This window comes from Asanoa sp. NPDC049573, assembly GCF_040676615.1.
In the GTDB taxonomy this organism is placed as follows: domain Bacteria; phylum Actinomycetota; class Actinomycetes; order Mycobacteriales; family Micromonosporaceae; genus Asanoa.
In genome coordinates this window covers 491,911-511,364 of the sequence record NZ_JBFAPI010000004.1, presented here as the reverse complement: position 1 = coordinate 511,364, position 19,454 = coordinate 491,911, and the positions used below count along the sequence as shown (strand labels likewise).

The window sequence follows — 19,454 nt, the reverse complement described above, 5'->3', positions numbered from 1 at the left end:
ATGAGGCAACCGTCGATGGCTTTTCGCGCGACCGACGATCTGGAGACGATGGCGCGCACCGCCGCGGCCGGCGACCCGGCCGCGGTGAACGCGTTGTTGATCGCCGTCGGCCCAGAGGTGCTGCGCGTGTGCGCGCGGTTCCTGCCTTACCGCGAGGACGCGGAGGAGGCGTGCCAGGACACGTTGCTCGCGCTCGCCCGCGGCATCGAACGGTTCGAGGGACGCTCGTCCTTCCGCACCTGGCTGCACCGACTCGCCGCCAACCGGGCCCGGTCCACGTACCAGCGGCTGCGCCACCGCTTCCAGAACGAAGCGTCGGGCCGGCCCGTGCCCGACAACCCTGACCCGCGGCGGACCAGCGTCGTCGCCGGGACCCGGCTCGACCTGCTCGACGCGCTCGAATGCCTGAGCCCCGACCTGGCCGAGGCGGTCACCCTGCGCGATGTCATCGGCCTCAGCTACCGAGAGGTCGCCGGCCTCCAGGACGTACCGGAGGGGACCGTGAAGTCACGGATCCACGATGCCCGGCGCCGCCTGCGGCTGCGGCTCAGCGACGGGCCGCGCTGATGCCGCCCAGTCGCCGGGTCCGGCTGATCCGCACGGTGCTGCTGGCGCCGGCGGTGGCCGGGCTCGCCGCGTGCGCGGCGCAGATCGCGGTGGCACCGCTGCCCATCGAGTCGGCCGCCGCGACGGCGCCCACCGCGCCGGCGACCCAACGGGCGCTTCCGTCGGCCACCACGACCGTGCCGCCGCAGCCGCGTCCGCCGCGCATCCACCGGAACCCACCGGCACCGTCGGCGACGGGGCCAACCAGGGAGAGCAACTGCCTCGGACCGGTGGTCTACGAACTGACGATCGCGGAGACGGAGTTCGAAACGCTAAGACCGTTGTGCTTGCGCGCCGGTGCGATCCTGCGGCTGCGCGGCATCGGCCCGGGCCTGGTCACCGTCGACCCGGAATCGCTGGTCGCGCGGTCCTACGAGGCGGGGGTGGTCGACATCGCCCTCCTGCGGCCGGGGACGGTGGAGGTGACCATTCCGCACGACGAGCGGACCGACACCGTCACGGTGGTGGTGGTCAGCTAGCCCGCACCCGGATTCCGGACAGCAACGCGTCGACGAACTCCGGCCCGCCGCCGGCGGGCGGCACGACCTGCACGTAGACCAGGCCGGCGGTGCCCAGACCGCGACCCGCCGCCTCCACGATCGTGGCCTTCGGACCCGGACAAGCCGAATACGCCGCAACCACCCAGTCGACTCCCGCCCTACGGACGGTCCGCGTGGGCGCGGCGACGCACCGTGGGTGGGGATGGTCGGCGACGTAGGCGGCGGGCGTGGTGTCGGCCCGCGACAGTCCGACGAACGCTCCCGGTATCCGGGGGTCGGTCCGCCAGACCGCCGGCGCCGGCGACACCATCAGCGCCGGTTGGCGGCCACCCGCGGGGGTCAAAGGGTCCGGCCAGTCCGCGGCCACGCCGCGCCATCCGGGCGGAAGTGTGACCGCGATCCGTCCACTCCGGTCCGACGCGATTTCGGCCGGCCACGCCGGCCCGGCATCGCCGGACAGCCCCGCGGCGACTCCGGTGGCCACGAGCACGGCACCGGCTGTGACGATGCCGCGGCGCCGGCGTAGCGCCGACGGGTCTCGCGTGCCCGTGGCAGCGTCGAACGCGGCGGCGAACGCGGCCGCGTCGCGGAAGCGGTCGGTTGGCCGCACCGCGGTGGCCCGCCGCAGGACGCCGGCGACACCCGGCGGGACGCCCGCACGCAGTCGGACCCGTTGACCGGTGGAAACGGTCAGCAGCCGGGCGCCGAGCCGGCCGAGGCCGTAGACGTCGGCGCGGGCGTCGACGACCGCGAGCGGGTCGTCCTGTTCGGGCGCCATGTAGCCGGGCGTGCCGGCCCGCGCCGTGAGGCCGGAGGCGGCCGCGAGCGCCTTGGCCAGGCCCAGGTCGGCGATGACGACCTGCTCCGCCGGCCGGCCGGCCCGCGCACCGGTCGACCGGAACAGCACGTTGCCCGGGGTGAGGTCGCGGTGCACGATGCCGGTGGCGTGCAGGACGGCGACGCCCGCGGCGACCTCCCGCAGGACCCACAGGGCGGCGGCCGACCGGATCGGCCCGGCGGCGAGCCGGTCGCGGAGGCTGCCGCCGTCGGCCCACGCCATCACCATGTAGGGCCGGCCGTCGGGCAGCTCACCGAGCGAATGGACCCGGATGACCCGCTCGTCGTCGAGCCGCCACAGCAGGCGGGCCTCGTCGAGGAATCGTTCGCGTACCCGCAGGTCGTGGCTCCAGTTCTCGGCCAGCACCTTGATCGCGACCCGCGCGTCGAGTGAAGGGTCATGCCCCAGCCACACCATCGCGAACGAGCCGGTGCCGAGCAGCCGTTCGACGCGGTAGGACCCGATCCGCGCGGGGCTAGTCACGCTGCCCAGTGTCGCAGCTGCCGCAAGGGGAGGCCCCGCACCGCGGGTATGGTCCGGTGATGGACCGGAGCCCGACGCGGCCTGACCGCGCCGGAAGCGCCGCCTCGGAGCCACCGAATAGCGCACGGCGCCCCCGGCGTACCGGATACGCTCTGAACGCATCAAACGGGGGGAAAGGGTCGCCATGGCCGGCAAGGTGGCGCACGTCGGGTCACTCATCGACGGCGAGCGCGTCTTCGAGAACGAGTTCGGCACGATCAGCCAACTCGCGGCAAGCTCGCTGCCGATCCTCTCCGGGATGTCGCTCAAGCGGATCACGCTCGCGCCCGGCGCGATCCGGGAGCCACAGTGGAACGTCAACGCCAACCAGATCGCCTACGTGGCCGCCGGCACCGTGCTGGTCTCGTTGCTGGGCAACGGTGACAGCTTCGCCAGCTTCGTGGTGCGGACCGGCCAGATGTATCACGTCGAATCCGGCGCGATCTACCACATCGAAAATGTCGGCGACGGCAACGCCGAGATCATCGCGGCCCTGCGCACCGACCGGCCGGAGCACTTCTCGCTCCAGGACAGCTTCAGTGCGATGACCAACGCCGTGCTGGGCAACACCTACGACCTGCCGTCGGACGCGTTCGCCGCCTTCGACCGGCACCACTCGTCGCAGATCGTGCGGCGCGACGGCCCGGCCCGGATCCCGGACACCGCCGGCCTGCCCAACGCCCGCCTGTTCGACGCGGAGGCACAGGCGGCACCACTGTCCTACGAGTACGGTTGGGCGAAGCTGGCCCGCAAGCAGTACTGGGCGGCACTGGAAGACCTGTCGATGTACAGGCTCGCCGTGCACGACGACGGCATGCGCGAGCCGCACTGGCATCCGGTCACGGCCGAGCTCGGCTACGTCCACAAGGGACATGCCAAGATGCGGGTGCTGTCGCCCGACGGCTCGCTCGACGAATATGTGCTCGAACCGGGTCAGGCCTACTTCATCCCGCGCGCCTACCCGCACCACATCGAGACCCTCGGCGAAGACGGGTTCCAGTTTCTGATCTTCTTCGACCAGCCGATGCCCGCCGACATCGGCTACCGCGCGACCGCGTCGGCCTTCACCCGCGAGGTGCTCTCGGCCGCGTTCGGCGTGCCCGAACGGGAGCTCCCGACGTTCCCTCACACCCCGACGGACCCGCTCATCGTCAGCCGCACCAACCCCCGGGACACCTGATCGACCAGCGCCCGGCGCACCGGGCTAGAGCCCGCCGGTCGCCCGCAGGTTCTGCCCGGTCATCCAGCGGCCGTCGGGTCCGCACAGGAACGCGATGACGTCGGCGATGTCGGCCGGCCGCCCGAGCCGCCCCAGCGGTGTCAGCGCCGCCTCGGCCTCGAGCGCCTCGGGCGGGTTGACCGCGCGCAAGAGGTCGGTGTCGGTGGCGCCGGGCGAGACCGTGTTGACGGTGATGCCGCGAGGGCCGAGTTCACGCGCCGCCACCGCGGTGAACTGTTCGACCGCACCCTTGCTGCCGCAGTAGCTGGCCAGCCCGGCCTCGGGCAGCACCGTGTTGAGCGTCGAGACGTTGACGATCCGGCCGCCGTCGCGCATGTGTCGCGCCGCGTGCCGCAGCGCCTGGAACACCGAGCGCGCGTTGACCGCCATCAGCGAGTCGTAGTCGTCGTCGGTCATGTCGGCCAGCAGGATCGGCGTCACCGCCGAACCGGCGTTGTTGACCAGGATGTCGAGCCCGTCGAGGTGCTCGCCGGCGCCCGCGAACAACTGGGCCACGCCGCCGGGGTCGGCCAGGTCCGCCCGCACACCGTGCGCGGTGCCACCCGTCTCGGCGACCACCTTCTCCACCACCGCGGCGGCCTCGGCGTTGGAGCGGTAGCCGAACACCACCGTCGCGCCGTCGCGCGCCAACCGCTCGACCACGGCACGGCCGATGCCACGCGACCCGCCCGTGACGACCGCCATCTTCCCGACGAGGCTCATGGGCCACAGACTAGGAAGTCCAGTCGAGCCCGTCGAGGTTGACGACGATCGCCTCCTGGGTGGTGCGGGCGATCACGACCACGGCCTCGGTCTCGGGGTCCGGGTTCTCCTCGCGATGTGGCACCCACGGCGGGACGAACACGTAGTCGCCGGGGCCGGTCTCGACGCGGGTCTCGACCGGCTCGTCCCCTTCCAGGTCGAGGAACACGAAGACCGGCGTGCCGGAGAGCACGAAGATCGCCGTCTCGGAGGCGCCATGGTGGTGGTTGCCGGAGTCGGTCGCCGCCGGCACGTGGGTCTGCCCCATCCACAGCCGCTCGGCCCCGACCGTCTTCCCGCTGATCGCCTCGCGGCGGCGCATGCCGGTCGTCTGCGACGTCTGGTCGACCAGGCCGGCCGGCGCCACCCGGTGCAGCCGGCGGTGGAACGGGTCGATGTCGGCGGGTACGAGCACGCCGCTGGGCGTGCGGACGGTGCGGTCGGTCATCGCGCGGGCTCCCAACGCCGGTGTCAGCTCCTCCCATGCTGGTAGGCCGCCTCGAAGAACGCCACCTCCAGCCCCATCGCGCGCCGGTAGACCACGCCGGTGCGGGCGTCGTCCACCGCGGCATAGGCGTCGAGCAGGCCTTCCAGCGTCACGGCGAGTTCCTCGAACCCCGGATCGGCGTAGGTGCGGATCCAGTCGGCGTAGCGCTCGTCGCCACCGGCCAGCGACTGGCCGAGGTACGCGTACAGCCGCATGCACGGCGTCAACGCCGCGCAGGTGTGCCCGAGGTCGCCCAGCGCCGCGGTGGCGAGCAGGAAGTCGGTGTAGGCGAGCGTGGCCGGCAGCGGTTCCACCGAACCCAGGTCGATGCCCCAGCGCCCGGCGTAGCCGTCGTGCAGCCGCAACTCGTCGCGGACCCCGGCGAGCAGGCCGGCGAACGCGTCCAGGCCTCGCCGGTCCGGGCTGTGCGCGATGGCCAGCGCGTAGCCGCGGGCGAACGACTCCAGGAAGAACGCGTCCTGCGCCACGTAGCCGGCGAACACCTCGCGCGGCAGGCTGCCGTCGCCGAGCCCGGTGACGAAGGGGTGGTTGCGCGCGGCCGAGGCCAGGTCGGCGTTGGCGCGCCAGAGCGCGGCGGCCAGGCTCATGCTGCGGCCCCGGTCGACGCCCAGAACGCGACCTCCGCGGCGACGACGGCCAGGAACACCTCGTCGGCGCCGGACGCCTCGCGCTGGGCGGCGTCGGCCAGCCCCGCCACGTACCCCGCGAAATCCGGGTTGGTCCAGTGCGTCACGAACTCCCGGTAGCCGGGCGCGGCGGGCGCCGCGAACGCCCACGCGTCGAGGTAGGTCCGCTCGATCGCCCACAGCGCGAGCAGCGCCTCCGGCACCGGCGCCGCATCGAGCCGGCCGAGCAGGTCGCGGTAGGCCAGGGTGGCCCGTGCCGGCGCGGCGGTCAGGTCGAGCCCACGCGCGGCGGCCTGCTCGTCGAACCAGCCCAACTCGTCGACCAGGGCCACCGCGCCGGCCGCCAGCACCGGCTGGGCGTGCCGGGGCGCGCGGGCCAGCAGCCGGGCCTGGAACGCCAACAGGTCCGCGACGAAGTGGCGGTCCTGCACGAGCCACGCGGCGAAAGCCGGGGCCGGGAGCGTGCCGTCGCGGACCCCGGCCAGGAACGGATGCCGGGTGGCCCCGGCCCAAGCGGCGGCGTGCCGTGTCAGAAGATCGTCTAGCTGCACGACGGGACCATACCGGCGACGGCGACGGTCAACCCGTGGCAGGGCGGATCCGCCGCGACCGGCGAGAGCGGGCTAGCCGGCCTTTCGGGCGACGCCCGCGAACTCGGAGGCCGGCGTCGTGTCGTTGCCGTCCGGCCGCCAGAGCGAGCAGGTCACCAGGCCGGGCTCGATCAGGTCCCAGCCGTCGAAGAACCGCGCGATGACGTCGGGGTCGCGGACCGCCATGGGGGCGGCCCCACCGTCGTTCCACATCGCCACGGCACGGTCGACGGCCTCCGGGTTGACCTCCCGGGTGGGGTGCGAGATGACCAGGTAGCTCCCCGCCGGCACGGCGGCGGTCAACGCCGCCACGATCTCCCGGGCCTGGTCGTCGTCGGTCACGAAGTTGAGGATGCCCAGCAGCATCACGGCGACGGGCCGGTCGAAGTCGAGGGTCCGCGCGGCCTCGGCCAGGATCCGCGCCGGGTCGCTGACGTCGGCGTCGATGTAGTCGGTGGCGCCCTCCGGACTGCTGGTCAGCAGGGCCCGGGCGTGCACCAGCACCATGGGGTCGTTGTCGACGTAGACGATCCGCGAGTCGGGCGCGGTGGCCTGCGCGACCTGGTGCGTGTTGTCGGCGGTGGGCAGCCCGGTGCCGATGTCGAGGAACTGGCGAACGCCGGCCTCGCCGGCCAGGTGCCGCACGGCCCGGCCCAGGAACTCGCGGTTGAACCGCGCCGACTGCACGAGTTCGGGCATGAACGCGAGCACCTGCTCGGCCGCCGCCCGGTCGGCGGCGAAGTTGTCCTTGCCGCCCAGCAGGAAGTTCCACAGCCGCGCCGAATGGGCCACGCTGGTGTCCAGCTTGGCCAACTGGTCGTCGATCTGGTCCGCCACCGGAGCCCCTTCCGTGGTTCGTTCACTTTGGATCAGGAGCATAGACGGCGCGGAGTTCGAAACCCGACAGTGGACGACGGGAGCACGCCCTGTCACTGTTCGACACTCGGACGGCACGGGGCGTCGAGGGCCGGCTGCCCGCCGAGGTGGGCGTAGAGCACGTGCGAGTCCTTGGGGATTTCGCCGTTCCGGGCCAGCTCGATCAGGGCCGTCGCGTAGGGCACCCCGCCCACGGCCCGCACGTCGGGCAGCAGGTAATCGAGCTTTCGGGTCTTGTTGCGCCGTACGCCACTCCCGGGTGGACCGGGCTGGGCCCGAACAGCAGGGGGCAACGCCCGAATGCGTGCGGACCGCGCGCACGTCGAGCGGGCTGACCATCGTGTAGCGGCCGGGTCTGGTGCGGACCAGGCCGGCCTCGTCGAGGCGGGCGAGCGCCTCGCGCACCGGGGTGCGGCTCACGCCCAGCCCGCGGGCCCCAGGGGCGTGCTGTGTCAAGAACTGATAGCTTGTCGTTCGACGTGACGCCGTCCGAGGAGGTGAGACCCATGAACGCTGCATCGATCTGGGTGCTCCCCCTTCCCGTCACGGTCGGGCGATTGACGTAGGTGTCGCCGGGAGCGCCTTGCCAACACGGCACTCCCCGAAAGGCAACACTGATGTTCGACGTGATCATTGCCGGGTGCGGCCCGACCGGTGCGACCCTGGCCGCCGAACTGCGGCTGCACGATGTGCGGGTGCTCGTCCTGGAGAAGGAAACCGAGCCCGAGTCGTTCGCTCGCATCGTCGGCCTGCACATTCGCAGCATCGAGCTGATGGCGATGCGCGGGCTGCTGGACCGCCTGCTCGAACGCGGAAGAAAGCGCCCGGCCGGCGCCTACTTCGCCGCCATCGACAAACCCGCGCCCGAAGATCTCGACCCCGCGCACGCCTACCTGCTCGGCATCCCGCAGCCGGTCGTCGTCGACCTGCTCGCAGAACATGCGATCAAGCTGGGTGCGCAGGTCCGGCGCGGTTGTGCGGTGGCCGCGTTCGCGCAGGACGACGACGGTGTGACCGTCGAGTTGGCCGACGGGGAAGCGCTGCGTGCGCGCTATCTCGTCGGCTGTGACGGCGCCCGCAGCACGGTGCGCAAACTGCTCGGCGTCGGCTTCCCGGGCGAGCCCGCGCGGAACGAGACGCTGATGGGTGAGATGGAAGTGGGCGTGCCGCCCGAGGAGATCGCCGCCAAGGTGGCCGGCATCGGCGAGACCGATCGGCGATTCAGCCTCCGGCCCGCCGGCGTGGGGGTCTGTCGGGTGATAGTCCCCGTCGCCGGGGTCAGCGACCGTCGGACACCGCCGACTCTCGAGGATTTCAGACAACAGTTGCGCGCCATCGCCGGAACCGATTTCGGCGTGCATTCCCCGCGCTGGTTGTCGCGCTTCGGTGACGCGACGCGGCTGGCCGACCGTTATCGGGTCGGGCGGGTGCTGCTGGCCGGCGACGCCGCGCACATCCATCCACCCATCGGCGGGCAGGGCCTCAACCTGGGCGTGCAGGACGCGTTCAACCTCGGCTGGAAACTGGCCGCACAGGTGCGTGGCTGGGCGCCGGACGCACTGCTGGACAGCTACGAGGCCGAACGTCGTCCGGTCGCCGAGGACGTGCTGGACAACACCCGGGCCCAGACGGAACTGCTGTCGACCGAACCGGGCCCGCGGGCCGTGCGCAGGCTGCTCACCGCACTGATGGACTTCGACGAAGTGAACCGCTATCTGATCGAGAAGATCACCGCGATCGGCGTCCGCTACGACTTCGGCCCGGGCCCCGACCTGCTCGGTCGCCGCCTGCCCGACATCGACGTGCGGCAGGGCCGCCTCTACGGGCTGCTGCATCGCGGCCGCGGCCTGCTGGTGGACCGCACCGACCGGCTGACCGTCGGCGACTGGTCGGACCGGGTCGACCACCTCGCGGATCCCACCGCGGCGCTGGACGTCGCCGCCCTCCTGTTGCGCCCCGACGGCCACGTCGCCTGGATCGGCGAGGACCAGCGGGACCTGGACGATCACCTCGCCCGCTGGTTCGGCACGCCGTAAGCGGCTGCCGGGGGTGGGGGCCAAGCCCTCCACCCCCGGCAGGCTCGGCTATTGCTCGGCTCGCGCGCGTCGTCGCGCGCGGTACTCGTCGACCGGCAACCCGCCCAACCCCCAGTTCTCGGTCTCGACCTCGTCGATGATGACGAAGGTGGCGTCCATCGGTTTGTGCAAGACGTCGAGCAGCAGTTTGCTGACGCCTTCGATGAGCGCGGCCTTCTCCTCTGGGGTTGCCGCGTCCGCGCCGGGCGTGGTGCCCTCGCGGGTGATCCGGATCGTGACCACTGGCATCGCTCGGCCCTCTTCCTCGGTCAGTGGCCGGCGTTCTGGCCGCCGTCGACGTGCAGGATCTCGCCGGTGACGAACGGCGCCGACTCGAGGTAGAGCACGGCGTCGACGATGTCGCTGGTCTCGCCCATCCGGCCGACCGGGTGCAGGGCGTCGAACGTCGGGTGGTACTCGACCGGGTGCATCGGGGTCTTGATGATGCCAGGAGCGACGGCGTTGACCCGCACGCCCCGGGTCGCGTACTCGATGGCCAGTGACTTGGTGGCCGAGCTCAGGCCGCCCTTGGTCAGCGACGCCAGCACCGACGGCACGTTGGAGTTGGGCTGGTCGACGAAGCTCGTGGTGACGTTGACGACGTGGCCGGCGCCGCTGGCGAGCAGGTGCGGCAGCGCCCGCCGGGTGAGGTGGAAGAACCCGGCCAGGTTGATGCCGGTCACCAGGGCGTAGTCGTCGTCGGTGTAGTCGGTGAACGGCTTGGCCACGAACACGCCGGCGTTGTTGACCAGCGTGTCGATCCGGCCGAACCGGTCCAGCGCGGCGGCGACCACCCGGTCGGCGGTGCCGGCGTCGGCGATGTCGCCGCGCACGGTGACGATCTGCGGGTCGCCCGCGTCCGTGATCGAGCGCGAGGTGGCCACGACGCCGTAGCCGAGCTTGCGGTAAGCCTCGACCAGGCCGGCCCCGATGCCCTGCGAAGCACCGGTGATGACGACGACCTTCTGTCCGTTATTGGCGGTCATGAGGAGTTCTCCCTTGTCGGATAGGCACTAGACGACTGGTCGACTATGAAGCTAGACGACCGGTCGTGTATTCTTCAAGGCATGGGACGTACGAGTGACGCGCGAAACAAGATCCTCGACGCCGCGCGGACCCTGTTCGAGCAGCGCGGCTACGCGGCGCTGGGCGTGGCCGAGATCTGCGCGGCCGCCGGTGTGCCCAAGGGCAGCTTCTACTACTTCTTCGAGTCGAAGCAGGCACTCGCGCTGACCGTGATCGACGACCACTGGGCGGCACAGCGGGCGCAGTGGGTGGCCCTGCTGAGCGCCGACCGCGATCCGCTCGATCGGCTGCGCGACCTGTTCGAGGCGACCGAGCACGTGCAGCAGACCGCGCAGCGCGACTCCGGTCGGGTGGTCGGCTGCCTGTTCGGCAATCTGGCGCTCGAGGTCAGCAACCAGGCGGAGGAGATCCGCACCCGGTTGCAGGAGATCTTCGACGCCCAGATCGACCTGATCGAGCAGGTGGTCGTCGAGGCCAAGGAGCGCGGCGAGGCCGGCGCCGGCGTCGACGCCCGCGACGCCGCACGGTCCATCGTGGCCCAGATCGAGGGCCGGGTGCTGCTGGCCAAGCTGCTCAACGACCCCGCGCAACTCGACACCCTGTGGCGCAACGCCCTCGACCTGCTCCAGGCGCGTGCACCGGTCGCTCCCTGATCCTGGACGATCCGTCAAGCAGCGGCGACGCACGATCAAGCACCGCCGAGCATCCGCGGCGACGCTTGCCAGGTGACTGTCACCTCTGATCCGCGCACGCCACCGACCGCCGCCGTGCCGCGCCCGGCCCGCTCGCCCTGGCTCGCCGTGGCCGCCGTCGGCTTCGGCATCTTCGCCCTCGTCACCACCGAGTTCCTGCCGGCGAGCCTGCTGCCGCGGATCGCCGCCGACATGGGCGTCACCGAGGGCGTCGCCGGCCAGGCGGTGACCGCGACCGCGATCATGGGAGCGATCACCGCGCCGACGATCGCGGTGGTCGTGCCGCGCCTGGATCGCCGGCTGCTGCTGGCCCTGCTGACCGCGCTGGCCTTCGTCTCCAACGCGCTGGTCGCGGTCGCACCCTGGTACCCACTGCTGCTGCTGGCCCGCCTGCTGCTCGGCATCGCGATCGCCGGCTACTGGGCGATGGCCCTCGCCGTCGTCGGCCGGCTGGTCAGCGCCGACAAGCTGGGCCGGGCGATGACCGTGGTCAACCTCGGCGTCTCCCTCGCGACGGTGACCGCCGTCCCGGTCGGCACCTACCTCGGCGAGGCATGGGGCTGGCGCCCGGTGTTCTGGCTGGCCGGTGGGGTGGCGCTGGTCGCACTCGGCCTGCTGCTGGCCTGGCTGCCGCCGGTCGCGCCGTCAGGTGCGCCGCCGCTGCGCGCCCTCGTCGACACCGCCCGCGGCCGCACAATGATCCTCGGCATGCTCGCCGTGCTGCTCGTCGCCGGCGGCCACTTCGCGGCCTTCACCTATGTGCGGCCGGCGGCCGCGCGGGTGCCCGGCATCACGCCGGGGTCGCTGGCGCTGCTGCTGACCATCTTCGGCATCGCCGCCTTCGCCGGCACCATGGTCGCCGGCCCGCTCGCCGACCGCCGCCTGCGGCTCGGCATCCTGGTCGCGCCGTTGCTGGTCGGCGCCGCGGTCATCGGGTTCGCGCTGCTGTCCGGCTCCTACGCGACTGTCGTCGGCGCCGTCGCCGTCTGGGGCATCGCGTTCGGCGGCCTGCCGACCCTGGTGCTGACCTGGGTGGCCCGGGTCGAGCCGGACCGCCTCGAGCCGGCCGGCAGCCTCAGCACGGCGATGTTCCAGGTGGCGATCGCGACCGGCGCCGCCGCCGGTGGTGTGCTGGTCGACGCCTTCGACGTGCGGGTCACCCTGGTCGCGGCCGGCATCGCCGCGATCGCCGGCGGCCTGCTGTTCACCGGCGCCCGCCGATTCTGATCCCCTCCGATCCGGTGTGCCGCCAGCGGGTCGGCGGCACACCGGCATGCCGGCGGAAGGCGCGGCTGAACGCGGCCTCCGACCCGTAGCCGAGCCGGACCGCCACCTCGGCGGCGGTGACCCGGTCGGCGAGCAGCCGCTTGGCGTGCTCCATCCGGATCCGGGCGAGATAGCGCACCGGCGTGTCACCGACCGCGACCCGGAACCGCTTAGCGAACGCCGACCGCGAGACCAGCGCGATCCGGGCCAGCTCCTCGACCGTCCACGGCGAGCCCGGCGCGTCGTGGATCGCGTCCAGCGCCCGGGCGATGTCGGAGTCCCGCAGCGGCACCGACAGCAGCGGCACGCTGCCACATCCCGACTCCACCCAGTGCCGGATCGCGGCGGCGGTGACCACGTTGGCGAGCTGCGAGACCACCGACCGCGAACCCGGGCGTACGCCGCACGCCTCACCGGCCATCCCGTCGATCAGCGCCGCGATCACCGGCTCGCGGGACGTGAAGCTGCAGGCGATCAGGGTGTCCGGCAACACGCCGACCACCCGCGTCGCGGTCGGCGAGCCGGGCTCCAGCTGCCCGGTGTGCAGCACGGTCTCGCCGCGCGCCTCCAGCCCGTGCTCGCCGCCGCGGGGCAGCAACAGGAAGTCGCCGGTGTTGAGCGTCGCGGCGGTCGGGCCGCGCACGTCGAGACCGCCCCGCGCCACGAAGTAGAAGCGCGTTCCGGCACCGTGCGCGGCCCGCCGCTCACCCCCCGGCAAGGTCTCCTTGTGGTAGTCACCCACCGTCCACCGAAGCCGTTCGAGCACGTCACTGAGATCGTCGACAGCCAGCGTCACAGCAGGTCAAGCATCGCCGCCCGGCCGCGCATTCCCGGCCCGTCAGGGGCGGGCCTCGTACACCAGGTTGAACGGGGTTTCGGCCACCCGCTGGAAGCGGGTGAAGCCCGCCTCGGTGACGACGCGGCGGATGGCCGCCTCGCCGGCCTGCGCGCCCAGGGCGTAGCCGCCGTCCTGGGACAGGGCGTTGGGCACGCACAGGAACGTCGAGAACGAGTAGTAGACCCGGCCGACCGGGTTGAGGTTGTCGTTGACCGTGTCGCCGGCGAAGGGTTCGACGATCATCCAGGTGCCGTCGGTGGTCAGCGACTCGCGCACGTGCCGGGCCGCGCCCACCGGGTCGCCCATGTCGTGGATCGCGTCGAACGTGGTGACCAGGTCGTACGGGCCACCGCCGAAGCTCTGCGCGGTGGCCGCCTCGAACGACACCCGGTCGCCGACTCCCGCGTCGGCGGCCTTCTTGCGCGCCTCGGCGATCGAGCCCTCGTGATAGTCGGACCCGCTGAACCGCGACGCCGGGAAGGCGCGTGCCATCAGCAGCGTCGAGGCGCCGTGGCCGCAGCCGATGTCGGCGACCGACGCGCCCGTCCGCAGCTTGGCCTCGACGTCGCCGAGGGCCGGCAGCCACGACGTGGTCAGGTTGGCCAGGTAGCCGGGGCGGAAGAACCGCTCGCAGCCCTCGAACACGTCGTTGTCGTGCTCGTGCCAGCCCACCCCGTCGCCGCTGCGGACGGCGGCCGTGATCCGCGGCTCGGCGCGTAGCGCGCCCAGCGCCAGTTGGAACGCGCCGGGCATGAACACCGGGCCGTCGGGGTCGGTGAGCGCGAACGCCTGCTCCTCGGTGAGCGAGTAGGTGCCGGCCGCCGCGTCGTACTGGACGTAGCCGCCCGCCGCCTGGCCGCGCAGCCACTCGTCGACGTAGCGCGCGTCGGTGCCCGTCGCCGTCGCGAGGTCGGCCGGCGTGCGCGGCTCTGTCGCCAGGGCGCGGTAGAGGCCCAGCCGTTCACCCACGACCACGTTGCCGGCGGCCATCGTGGCGCCCAGGTCGCCGACGAACCGGCCCAGGAACTCCATCAGCCGGTCGTTGTCCACAGCCATCTCTTCCTCCTTGATTCGCTTTCTTCCGACCCTGGTCGGCGACGTTGCAGGCTGCTTGCAACCACATTGCAACGGCACCCGGCAGGCTGAAGGGATGCGGGCACGACAGCCAGACATCGAGGGGTACGTCAAACGGGACGGCGTGCGGATCGGGTACGAGGTCTTCGGTGACCGGGCGGCACCGGCGGTCGTCCTGCTGCCGGCGTGGTCGATCGTCGACTCCCGGCATTGGAAGCTGCAGGTGCCCTACCTGGCCCGGCACTTCCGGGTGGTGACCTTCGACCCCGCGGGCAACGGTCGTTCCGACCGGCCAACCGACCCCACCGCCTACGGCGACGAGGCCCAGTTGGACTACCTGGCCGCGGTGCTCGACGCGACCGGCGCCGACCGGGCCGTGGTCGCCGGCGTCAGTCGTGGCGGCTGGCGCTCGCTGGTCGCCGCCGCCCGCCTGCCCGAGCGGGTGCTGGGCGCCGTGGCCATCGCGCCGGTCGGACCGTTCCTCGGCTCGCTGCCGCCGCACCGGCAAGGGCAGGACTTCGACGCGGTACGCGACTCGTACGCCGGCTGGCAGCGTTTCAACCGCCATTCCTGGCTGGCCGACCTCCCCGGTTTCGCGGAGTTCTTCTTCACCGAGGTGATCAGCGAGCCGCATTCCTCGAAGCAGATCGAGGACGCGATCGGCTGGGCTCGAGGCACGACGCCCGAGTCGCTGATCGCGGCCGAACTGGCCGACCTGTGCGTGCGCGACGAGGGCGAGACCGAGGCCCTCCTGCGCACGATCGACCGCCCGATGCTGGTGATCCGGGGCACCGGCGACCGCTGCCGGTCGCAACGCGAGATGGCCCGGGCCGCGGAGCTCAGCGGCGCCCGGGATGTCGTGCTGGACGGCGCCGGCCACCTGCCGCACAACCGCGAGCCGGTGGTGGTCAACCGGCTTCTGCGTGAGTTCGTCGAGCGGGTCGCGGGCACGCCGGCGAAGCCGGTCCGCTGGACCCGGCCGCTCGACCGCCCGCGCCGGGTGCTCTACCTGTCGTCGCCGCTCGGGCTCGGCCACGTCGAGCGGGACGCCGCGATCGTCGACGCGCTGCGCCGGCGGCGGCCCGGCGTCCAGGTCGACTGGCTGGCCCAGCACCCGGTGACCGAGGTGCTCGAGCGGCGCGGGGAGCGGGTGCATCCGGCTTCCGCGCACCTGGCCACCGAATCCGCGCACATCGAGAGCGAGGCCGGCGAGCACGACCTGCACGCGTTCCAGGCGATCCGGCGGATGGACGAGATCCTGGTCGCCAACTTCATGGTGTTCGCCGACCTGGTCGAGCGGGAGAACTACGACCTGTGGGTCGGTGACGAGGCCTGGGAGCTCGACTACTTCCTGCACGAGAACCCGGAACTGAAGCGGTCGGCGTACGCCTGGCTGACCGACTTCGTCGGTTGGCTGCCGATGGGTTCCACCGACGAACCCCTCACCGCGGACTACAACGCCGAGATGGTCGAGCAGATCGCCCGCTTCCCGCGGCTGCGCGACCGGGCCGTGTTCGTCGGCAACCCCGGCGACCTGGTCGACGACCCGCTCGGCCCCGGCCTGCCGACCGTGCGCGAGTGGACGACGGCGAACTTCGACTTCAGCGGCTATGTCTGCGACTTCGCGCCGGTCGACGACGACGAGCGGGCCCGGCTGCGGGCCGAGCTGGGTTGGGGTGCCGACGAGCAGGTGTGCGTGGTGACCGTCGGCGGCTCGGGCGTGGGCGGCGACCTGCTGCACCGGGTGGTCGACGCGTTCCCGGCCGCGCGCCGGGCGGTGCCGGGGCTCAGGCTGGTCGTGGTGGCCGGGCCGCGGCTCGACCCGGCGGCCATCCCCGCGCGCGACGGGTTGGAGGTGCACGGCTACGTGCACCGGCTGCACCGGGTCCTCGCCGCTTGCGACCTGGCCGTCACGCACGGGGGCCTGACCACCACGATGACCCTGACGGCGCACCGCCGGCCGTTCCTGTACGTGCCGCTGCGAAACCACTTCGAGCAGAACCGGCACGTGCGGCACCGGCTCGACGCCTACCGGGCCGGCCGGTGCGTCGATTATGGACAGACCGATCCGGACAGCCTGGCCGCGCTGATCGCGGCCGAGATCGCGAGGCCGGTCGACTACCGGCCGGTGGAGACCGACGGCGCCGAGCGGGCGGCCGCGCTGCTCGCCGAGCTGTTCTGAGCCGCCGCCGCGGTGGCGACGGCGCGGGCGGTGGCCAGCGGCGCCACCCAGCCGGTGCGGTCGCCCGCGGCGAGCAGCGGGCCGAGCACCCGCAGCGCGTGCCCCGGTTCGCCCCGTGCCAGCCACGCGCGGGCCACCGAGGTGTAGGCGTCGGCGCCGTATAGCCAGGCCGACCCGGGCGGCGCGACGACCGCGCCGAGGAGCGCGTCGGCCTCGTGGAGCAACGCCCGGTCGCCGGTCGCCTCGGCCAGTGGGGCCAGGCAACGCAACCGGTAGGAGATGGTGCGGTGCGATTCGCAGCGGGCCAGGCCGCGCTCCAGCACCGGGACGGCGGCCGCCGAGTCGCCGTATTCGATCAGCGTGGTGCCGAAAAGCGCGTCGACCGCGGTCGCGAACCAGGCGTGTGAGTCCATCGTGGACGCCTGCCGGCCGAGCGCGAGCGCGTCGTCGCGCCGCCCGTCCAGGCGGGCGATCCAGCCGAGATGGGCGACGTACCAGGCGGTGTAGCTCTGGTAGCCGCTGTGCGCGTTGATCGCCATCGCCTCGTCCACCCGGGCCGCCGCCTCGGCCCACCGGCCGGCGGCCAGCAGCGGGAAGGCCGACTCGAACCGGCACCACTGCAGCAGCAGCAGGTCGCCGACGCGGCGCACGAGCGGCTCGAGTTCGACCAGCACGGCCGACAGGTCGGCCACCTCGCCGAGGTATGCGTACGCCGTCTTCAGCCCGTCGAGGGCGGCCGCGTGCGCCGCGTCGCCGGCACCCCGGGCGGCGTCCCGCGCCCGCCGCCCGTAGGCGAGCGCGTCACCGAACCGGAGTTGGTTGCTGCTGAGCACGGCCAGCCAGCCGAGCAGTTCGGCCTCGGCGCCCCGGTCGCCCAACTGCTCGGCGAGCGCCAGTGCCGCCCGCATGTGGCCGATGCCGGCCTCGAACGGATTGCCGACCCCCGACCACGCCGGTCCGCCCAACTCGCGCAGGGCCGCCATCTCGGCGCGGCGGTCGCCGGTCGTGCGGCTGAGCCGCAGCGCGTCGGCCGCGTCGCCGAGTGCCGGGCCGAACCGGAACATCGTGTCGCGCACCCGGGCCCGGGACAGCAGCGCGCTGGTCTTCAGTTCGACGTCGCCGCACCGGTCGGCCGCCTCGATCGCGTTATCCAGCAGGGCCTCGGCGTCGGCGGCCGCGTAGCGACCGGCGGCCCGCCGCCCCGCCGCCAGCCAGGCCCGCGCGGCCCGGCGGTCGTCGCCGGCCGCGTGGGCGTGCCGGGCCACCGCCTCCGGGTTGTCGGCCAGCAGGTCGGCGGCCCGCAGGTGGTGCGCCAGCCGGGTCGGCTGCGGCGTCGCGGCGTAGAGCACCTCCTGCACGAGGTCGTTGGCGAACTCGTAGGCCCGACCGGCCACAATGGTCAGCCGGGTGTCGAGAACCCGGTCGCAGCGCAGCGTCGCCTCCTCGACGCCGACGCCGAGCAGCCCGGCGACGGTGGCCGGGGCGAAGGAGGGGCCCAGCACGGCGGCGGCCCGCAGCAGGTCGCGATCGGCGGCGGCCACCCGGGCCAGCACGCTCGCGCGCAACGACTCGGGCACGCCGGTGTCGCCGGCCGCGAGGGCCCGCAGCGTCTCCACCACGAAGAGCGTGTGCCCGCGGGTGCGCCGGGTGATCTCGGCGACGTGCGCGTCCTGCCCGGCGGCCCGGGCCAGCCGGGCGATGGCCGGCTCGTCGAGCGGCCCGAGCGGCATCGTCACGGCGACGCCGTCGAGCGTCGACAGCGCCCACCGGCCCTCCACCGACCGCACCGTGGCGACGACCAGCAGCCGTGCCCCGGTCGCGTGCCGCGCCAGGTAGTGCAGCAGTTCGACGGTGGCCGTGCCGGCGTGCTGAAGGTCGTCCACGACCAGCAGCAGCGGTCGCGACCGCGACAACCGGCGCAGGAAGAAGGTCACCGCCTCGTAGGCCCGCCGGCGCTCGGCCTCGGGGCTGCCCCGGCCGGCCGCCGGTGCGCCGAGGACGGCCGCGGCCTCCGGCACCAGCGCGGCGAGGGCGGCGGCCCGGTCGGCGGCGGCGGCCCTAATCAGGTCGGCGGGTGTCGCGGTGACCAGTGCGCCGACCGCCTCGACCACGGGCTGCAGGAAGAGCGACCGCTCGGCGTCGTAGCAGCGCACCGTGACCGCGGTGCCGGGGGTGGCGCGGGCGAGCCGGACCACCTCGTCGGCGAGCCGCGTCTTGCCGATGCCGGGCTCGCCGGCCAGCAGCACGACCCGGGACCGGCCCGCGGTCGCGTCGCGCCAGGCGGCGGCCAGTTCCGCGGTCTGCGTCTCGCGCCCGACGAGGCCGCTCTCGGGCCGTGGCGGGGACCCGGACGGTTCGGCCGGGACGGCGCCGCCGCGCAGCACCGCCACGTGCAGGTCGCGGGTCGCGGGGGAGGGGTCGACGCCGAGTTCCTCGGCGAACAGCGCGCGGAGCCGCTCGTAGACGGCCAGCGCCCGGGCCGGCTCGCCGAGCGCGTCGTGCGCCCGCATCAGGGCCCGCGCGGCGTCCTCGTCGAACGGGTCGGCGCGCAGCGCCGCCGCGGCCGCGTCCCGGGCGCGGGCCGGCTGCCCCACGGCCAGCGCCGCCGCGGCGATCACCTGGCGGGCCCGGCGCAGGCAGCCGTCCTGGTCGGCGCGGACCGCGGCGGCCCAGTCGGCCGCCGGCTCGTCGGTGAGGGCGGGCGCGGCGGAAAGCACGGCCTCGGCCCGGGCGGCATCGTCCAGCGCGACCGCCGCCCCGGCCCGGGCGGCATCGTTCAGCGCGACCGCCGCCCCGGCCCGGGCGGCATCGTTCAGCGCGACCGCCGCCCCGGCCCGGGCGGCGTCCCCCGACGCCACCGCCCCGTCCGGGGCCGCGACCGGGCGTCGGGCGGCCAGGCGGGCCTCCGCCGACGCCACGAGTCGCGTCGCCTCGTGCAGGTCGACGGTGACCGCTTCGTGCAGGCGGTAGCCACCCCGGCCGCCCTCGACCAGGTCGGCGCCGAGCGCGGCCCGGATCCGGCTGACCAGCGTGGCCACGTTGTCGGCGGGGCGGCGCGGTGGGTCGCCCGGCCACAGCACCTCGACAATCCGGTCGACCGTGACCACCCGGCGTTCGGCCGCGAGGAGGGCGAGCAGGGTGCGGGCCTTGCGGCTGCCGACCTCGGCGTCGGTGAGAGGCCGGTCGCCGCGCACCACGGCGAACGGTCCCACGAGCCGGATGCCCGTCTGCCCCACGCCGCCTTGCTACGCGCC

General features: G+C 73.4%; 19 protein-coding genes and 1 pseudogene. 7 read left to right on the top strand and 13 right to left on the bottom strand.

Going from position 1 to position 19,454, the window contains the following annotated elements:
- Positions 1-15 precede the first annotated feature (15 nt).
- Both AB0J74_RS12515 and AB0J74_RS12510 read left to right on the top strand, forming a co-directional pair.
- Positions 16-567, top strand: coding sequence for an RNA polymerase sigma factor (locus AB0J74_RS12515; protein ID WP_363447610.1), 552 nt, complete (start codon positions 16-18; stop codon positions 565-567).
- Positions 567-1,085, top strand: a complete 519-nt coding sequence (locus tag AB0J74_RS12510) for a hypothetical protein (RefSeq protein WP_363447607.1) — start codon at positions 567-569, stop codon at positions 1,083-1,085. Before AB0J74_RS12515 ends, AB0J74_RS12510 begins: the two co-directional genes overlap by 1 nt.
- Here AB0J74_RS12510 and AB0J74_RS12505 read toward each other — a convergent pair.
- Positions 1,078-2,427 carry a serine/threonine-protein kinase gene (locus AB0J74_RS12505; RefSeq protein ID WP_363447605.1) on the bottom strand — a complete coding sequence of 450 codons (1,350 nt, stop codon included), beginning with the start codon at positions 2,425-2,427 and terminating at the stop codon, positions 1,078-1,080. The two genes, AB0J74_RS12510 and AB0J74_RS12505, sit on opposite strands and share 8 nt — an antisense overlap.
- A 184-nt stretch (positions 2,428-2,611) precedes the next feature.
- On the opposite strand from AB0J74_RS12505, the gene AB0J74_RS12500 reads away from it, so the two are divergent.
- Positions 2,612-3,646 (top strand): cupin domain-containing protein, encoded by a 1,035-nt coding sequence (locus tag AB0J74_RS12500; protein ID WP_363447603.1) that lies wholly within the window; start codon positions 2,612-2,614, stop codon positions 3,644-3,646.
- Between the two features lie 24 nt (positions 3,647-3,670).
- Here the strand turns inward: AB0J74_RS12500 and AB0J74_RS12495 are convergent, their stop codons facing one another.
- The 7 genes and pseudogenes from AB0J74_RS12495 to AB0J74_RS12465 form a co-directional block, all read right to left on the bottom strand.
- The gene (locus tag AB0J74_RS12495; protein ID WP_363447601.1) at positions 3,671-4,408 is read right to left on the bottom strand and encodes a 3-oxoacyl-ACP reductase family protein; all 738 of its coding nucleotides are present in this window, start codon (positions 4,406-4,408) and stop codon (positions 3,671-3,673) included.
- 10 nt (positions 4,409-4,418) lie between these two features.
- On the bottom strand, positions 4,419-4,895 hold the full coding sequence (locus AB0J74_RS12490) for a cupin domain-containing protein (RefSeq protein WP_363447598.1): 477 nt from the start codon (positions 4,893-4,895) through the stop codon (positions 4,419-4,421).
- A 23-nt stretch (positions 4,896-4,918) separates the two neighbouring features.
- Positions 4,919-5,542: a TenA family protein gene (locus AB0J74_RS12485; RefSeq protein ID WP_363447596.1), complete on the bottom strand. Its 624-nt coding sequence runs from the start codon at positions 5,540-5,542 to the stop codon at positions 4,919-4,921.
- Entirely contained in the window at positions 5,539-6,132 is a 594-nt protein-coding gene (locus tag AB0J74_RS12480) for a hypothetical protein (RefSeq protein ID WP_363447593.1), read from the bottom strand. The genes AB0J74_RS12485 and AB0J74_RS12480 overlap by 4 nt, the downstream gene beginning before the upstream one ends.
- A gap of 72 nt (positions 6,133-6,204) precedes the next feature.
- Entirely contained in the window at positions 6,205-7,008 is an 804-nt protein-coding gene (locus tag AB0J74_RS12475) for an SAM-dependent methyltransferase (protein ID WP_363447785.1), read from the bottom strand.
- Between the two features lie 92 nt (positions 7,009-7,100).
- Positions 7,101-7,340 (bottom strand): hypothetical protein, encoded by a 240-nt coding sequence (locus AB0J74_RS12470; RefSeq protein WP_363447792.1) that lies wholly within the window; start codon positions 7,338-7,340, stop codon positions 7,101-7,103.
- Between the two features lie 52 nt (positions 7,341-7,392).
- Positions 7,393-7,566, bottom strand: a pseudogene (locus AB0J74_RS12465) (GntR family transcriptional regulator); the annotation flags it as partial.
- Positions 7,567-7,664: 98 nt separating this feature from the next.
- On the opposite strand from AB0J74_RS12465, the gene rox reads away from it, so the two are divergent.
- Positions 7,665-9,083, top strand: coding sequence for a rifampin monooxygenase (rox, locus tag AB0J74_RS12460; RefSeq protein ID WP_363447591.1), 1,419 nt, complete (start codon positions 7,665-7,667; stop codon positions 9,081-9,083).
- Positions 9,084-9,131: 48 nt separating this feature from the next.
- Here rox and AB0J74_RS12455 read toward each other — a convergent pair whose 3' ends face one another.
- Both AB0J74_RS12455 and AB0J74_RS12450 read right to left on the bottom strand, forming a co-directional pair.
- The gene (locus AB0J74_RS12455; protein ID WP_363447589.1) at positions 9,132-9,371 is read right to left on the bottom strand and encodes a 4-oxalocrotonate tautomerase family protein; all 240 of its coding nucleotides are present in this window, start codon (positions 9,369-9,371) and stop codon (positions 9,132-9,134) included.
- Positions 9,372-9,391: 20 nt separating this feature from the next.
- A complete protein-coding gene (locus tag AB0J74_RS12450; protein WP_363447588.1) occupies positions 9,392-10,108 on the bottom strand; it encodes an SDR family oxidoreductase in 717 nt (238 codons plus the stop codon).
- Between the two features lie 81 nt (positions 10,109-10,189).
- On the opposite strand from AB0J74_RS12450, the gene AB0J74_RS12445 reads away from it, so the two are divergent.
- Both AB0J74_RS12445 and AB0J74_RS12440 read left to right on the top strand, forming a co-directional pair.
- Positions 10,190-10,801: a TetR family transcriptional regulator gene (locus tag AB0J74_RS12445; RefSeq protein WP_363447586.1), complete on the top strand. Its 612-nt coding sequence runs from the start codon at positions 10,190-10,192 to the stop codon at positions 10,799-10,801.
- 72 nt (positions 10,802-10,873) lie between these two features.
- Positions 10,874-12,067, top strand: a complete 1,194-nt coding sequence (locus AB0J74_RS12440; protein WP_363447584.1) for an MFS transporter — start codon at positions 10,874-10,876, stop codon at positions 12,065-12,067.
- Here the strand turns inward: AB0J74_RS12440 and AB0J74_RS12435 are convergent.
- Positions 12,045-12,902 (bottom strand): AraC family transcriptional regulator, encoded by an 858-nt coding sequence (locus AB0J74_RS12435; RefSeq protein ID WP_363447581.1) that lies wholly within the window; start codon positions 12,900-12,902, stop codon positions 12,045-12,047. The genes AB0J74_RS12440 and AB0J74_RS12435 overlap by 23 nt on opposite strands.
- 42 nt (positions 12,903-12,944) lie before the next feature.
- Positions 12,945-14,000 carry a class I SAM-dependent methyltransferase gene (locus tag AB0J74_RS12430; RefSeq protein WP_363447579.1) on the bottom strand — a complete coding sequence of 352 codons (1,056 nt, stop codon included), beginning with the start codon at positions 13,998-14,000 and terminating at the stop codon, positions 12,945-12,947.
- A 94-nt stretch (positions 14,001-14,094) separates the two neighbouring features.
- Between AB0J74_RS12430 and AB0J74_RS12425 the strand changes: the two genes are divergently transcribed.
- Positions 14,095-16,200 (top strand): alpha/beta fold hydrolase, encoded by a 2,106-nt coding sequence (locus AB0J74_RS12425; protein ID WP_363447577.1) that lies wholly within the window; start codon positions 14,095-14,097, stop codon positions 16,198-16,200.
- Here AB0J74_RS12425 and AB0J74_RS12420 read toward each other — a convergent pair.
- Positions 16,137-19,436, bottom strand: a complete 3,300-nt coding sequence (locus AB0J74_RS12420; protein ID WP_363447575.1) for an AAA family ATPase — start codon at positions 19,434-19,436, stop codon at positions 16,137-16,139. The two genes, AB0J74_RS12425 and AB0J74_RS12420, sit on opposite strands and share 64 nt — an antisense overlap.
- Positions 19,437-19,454: the final 18 nt, after the last annotated feature.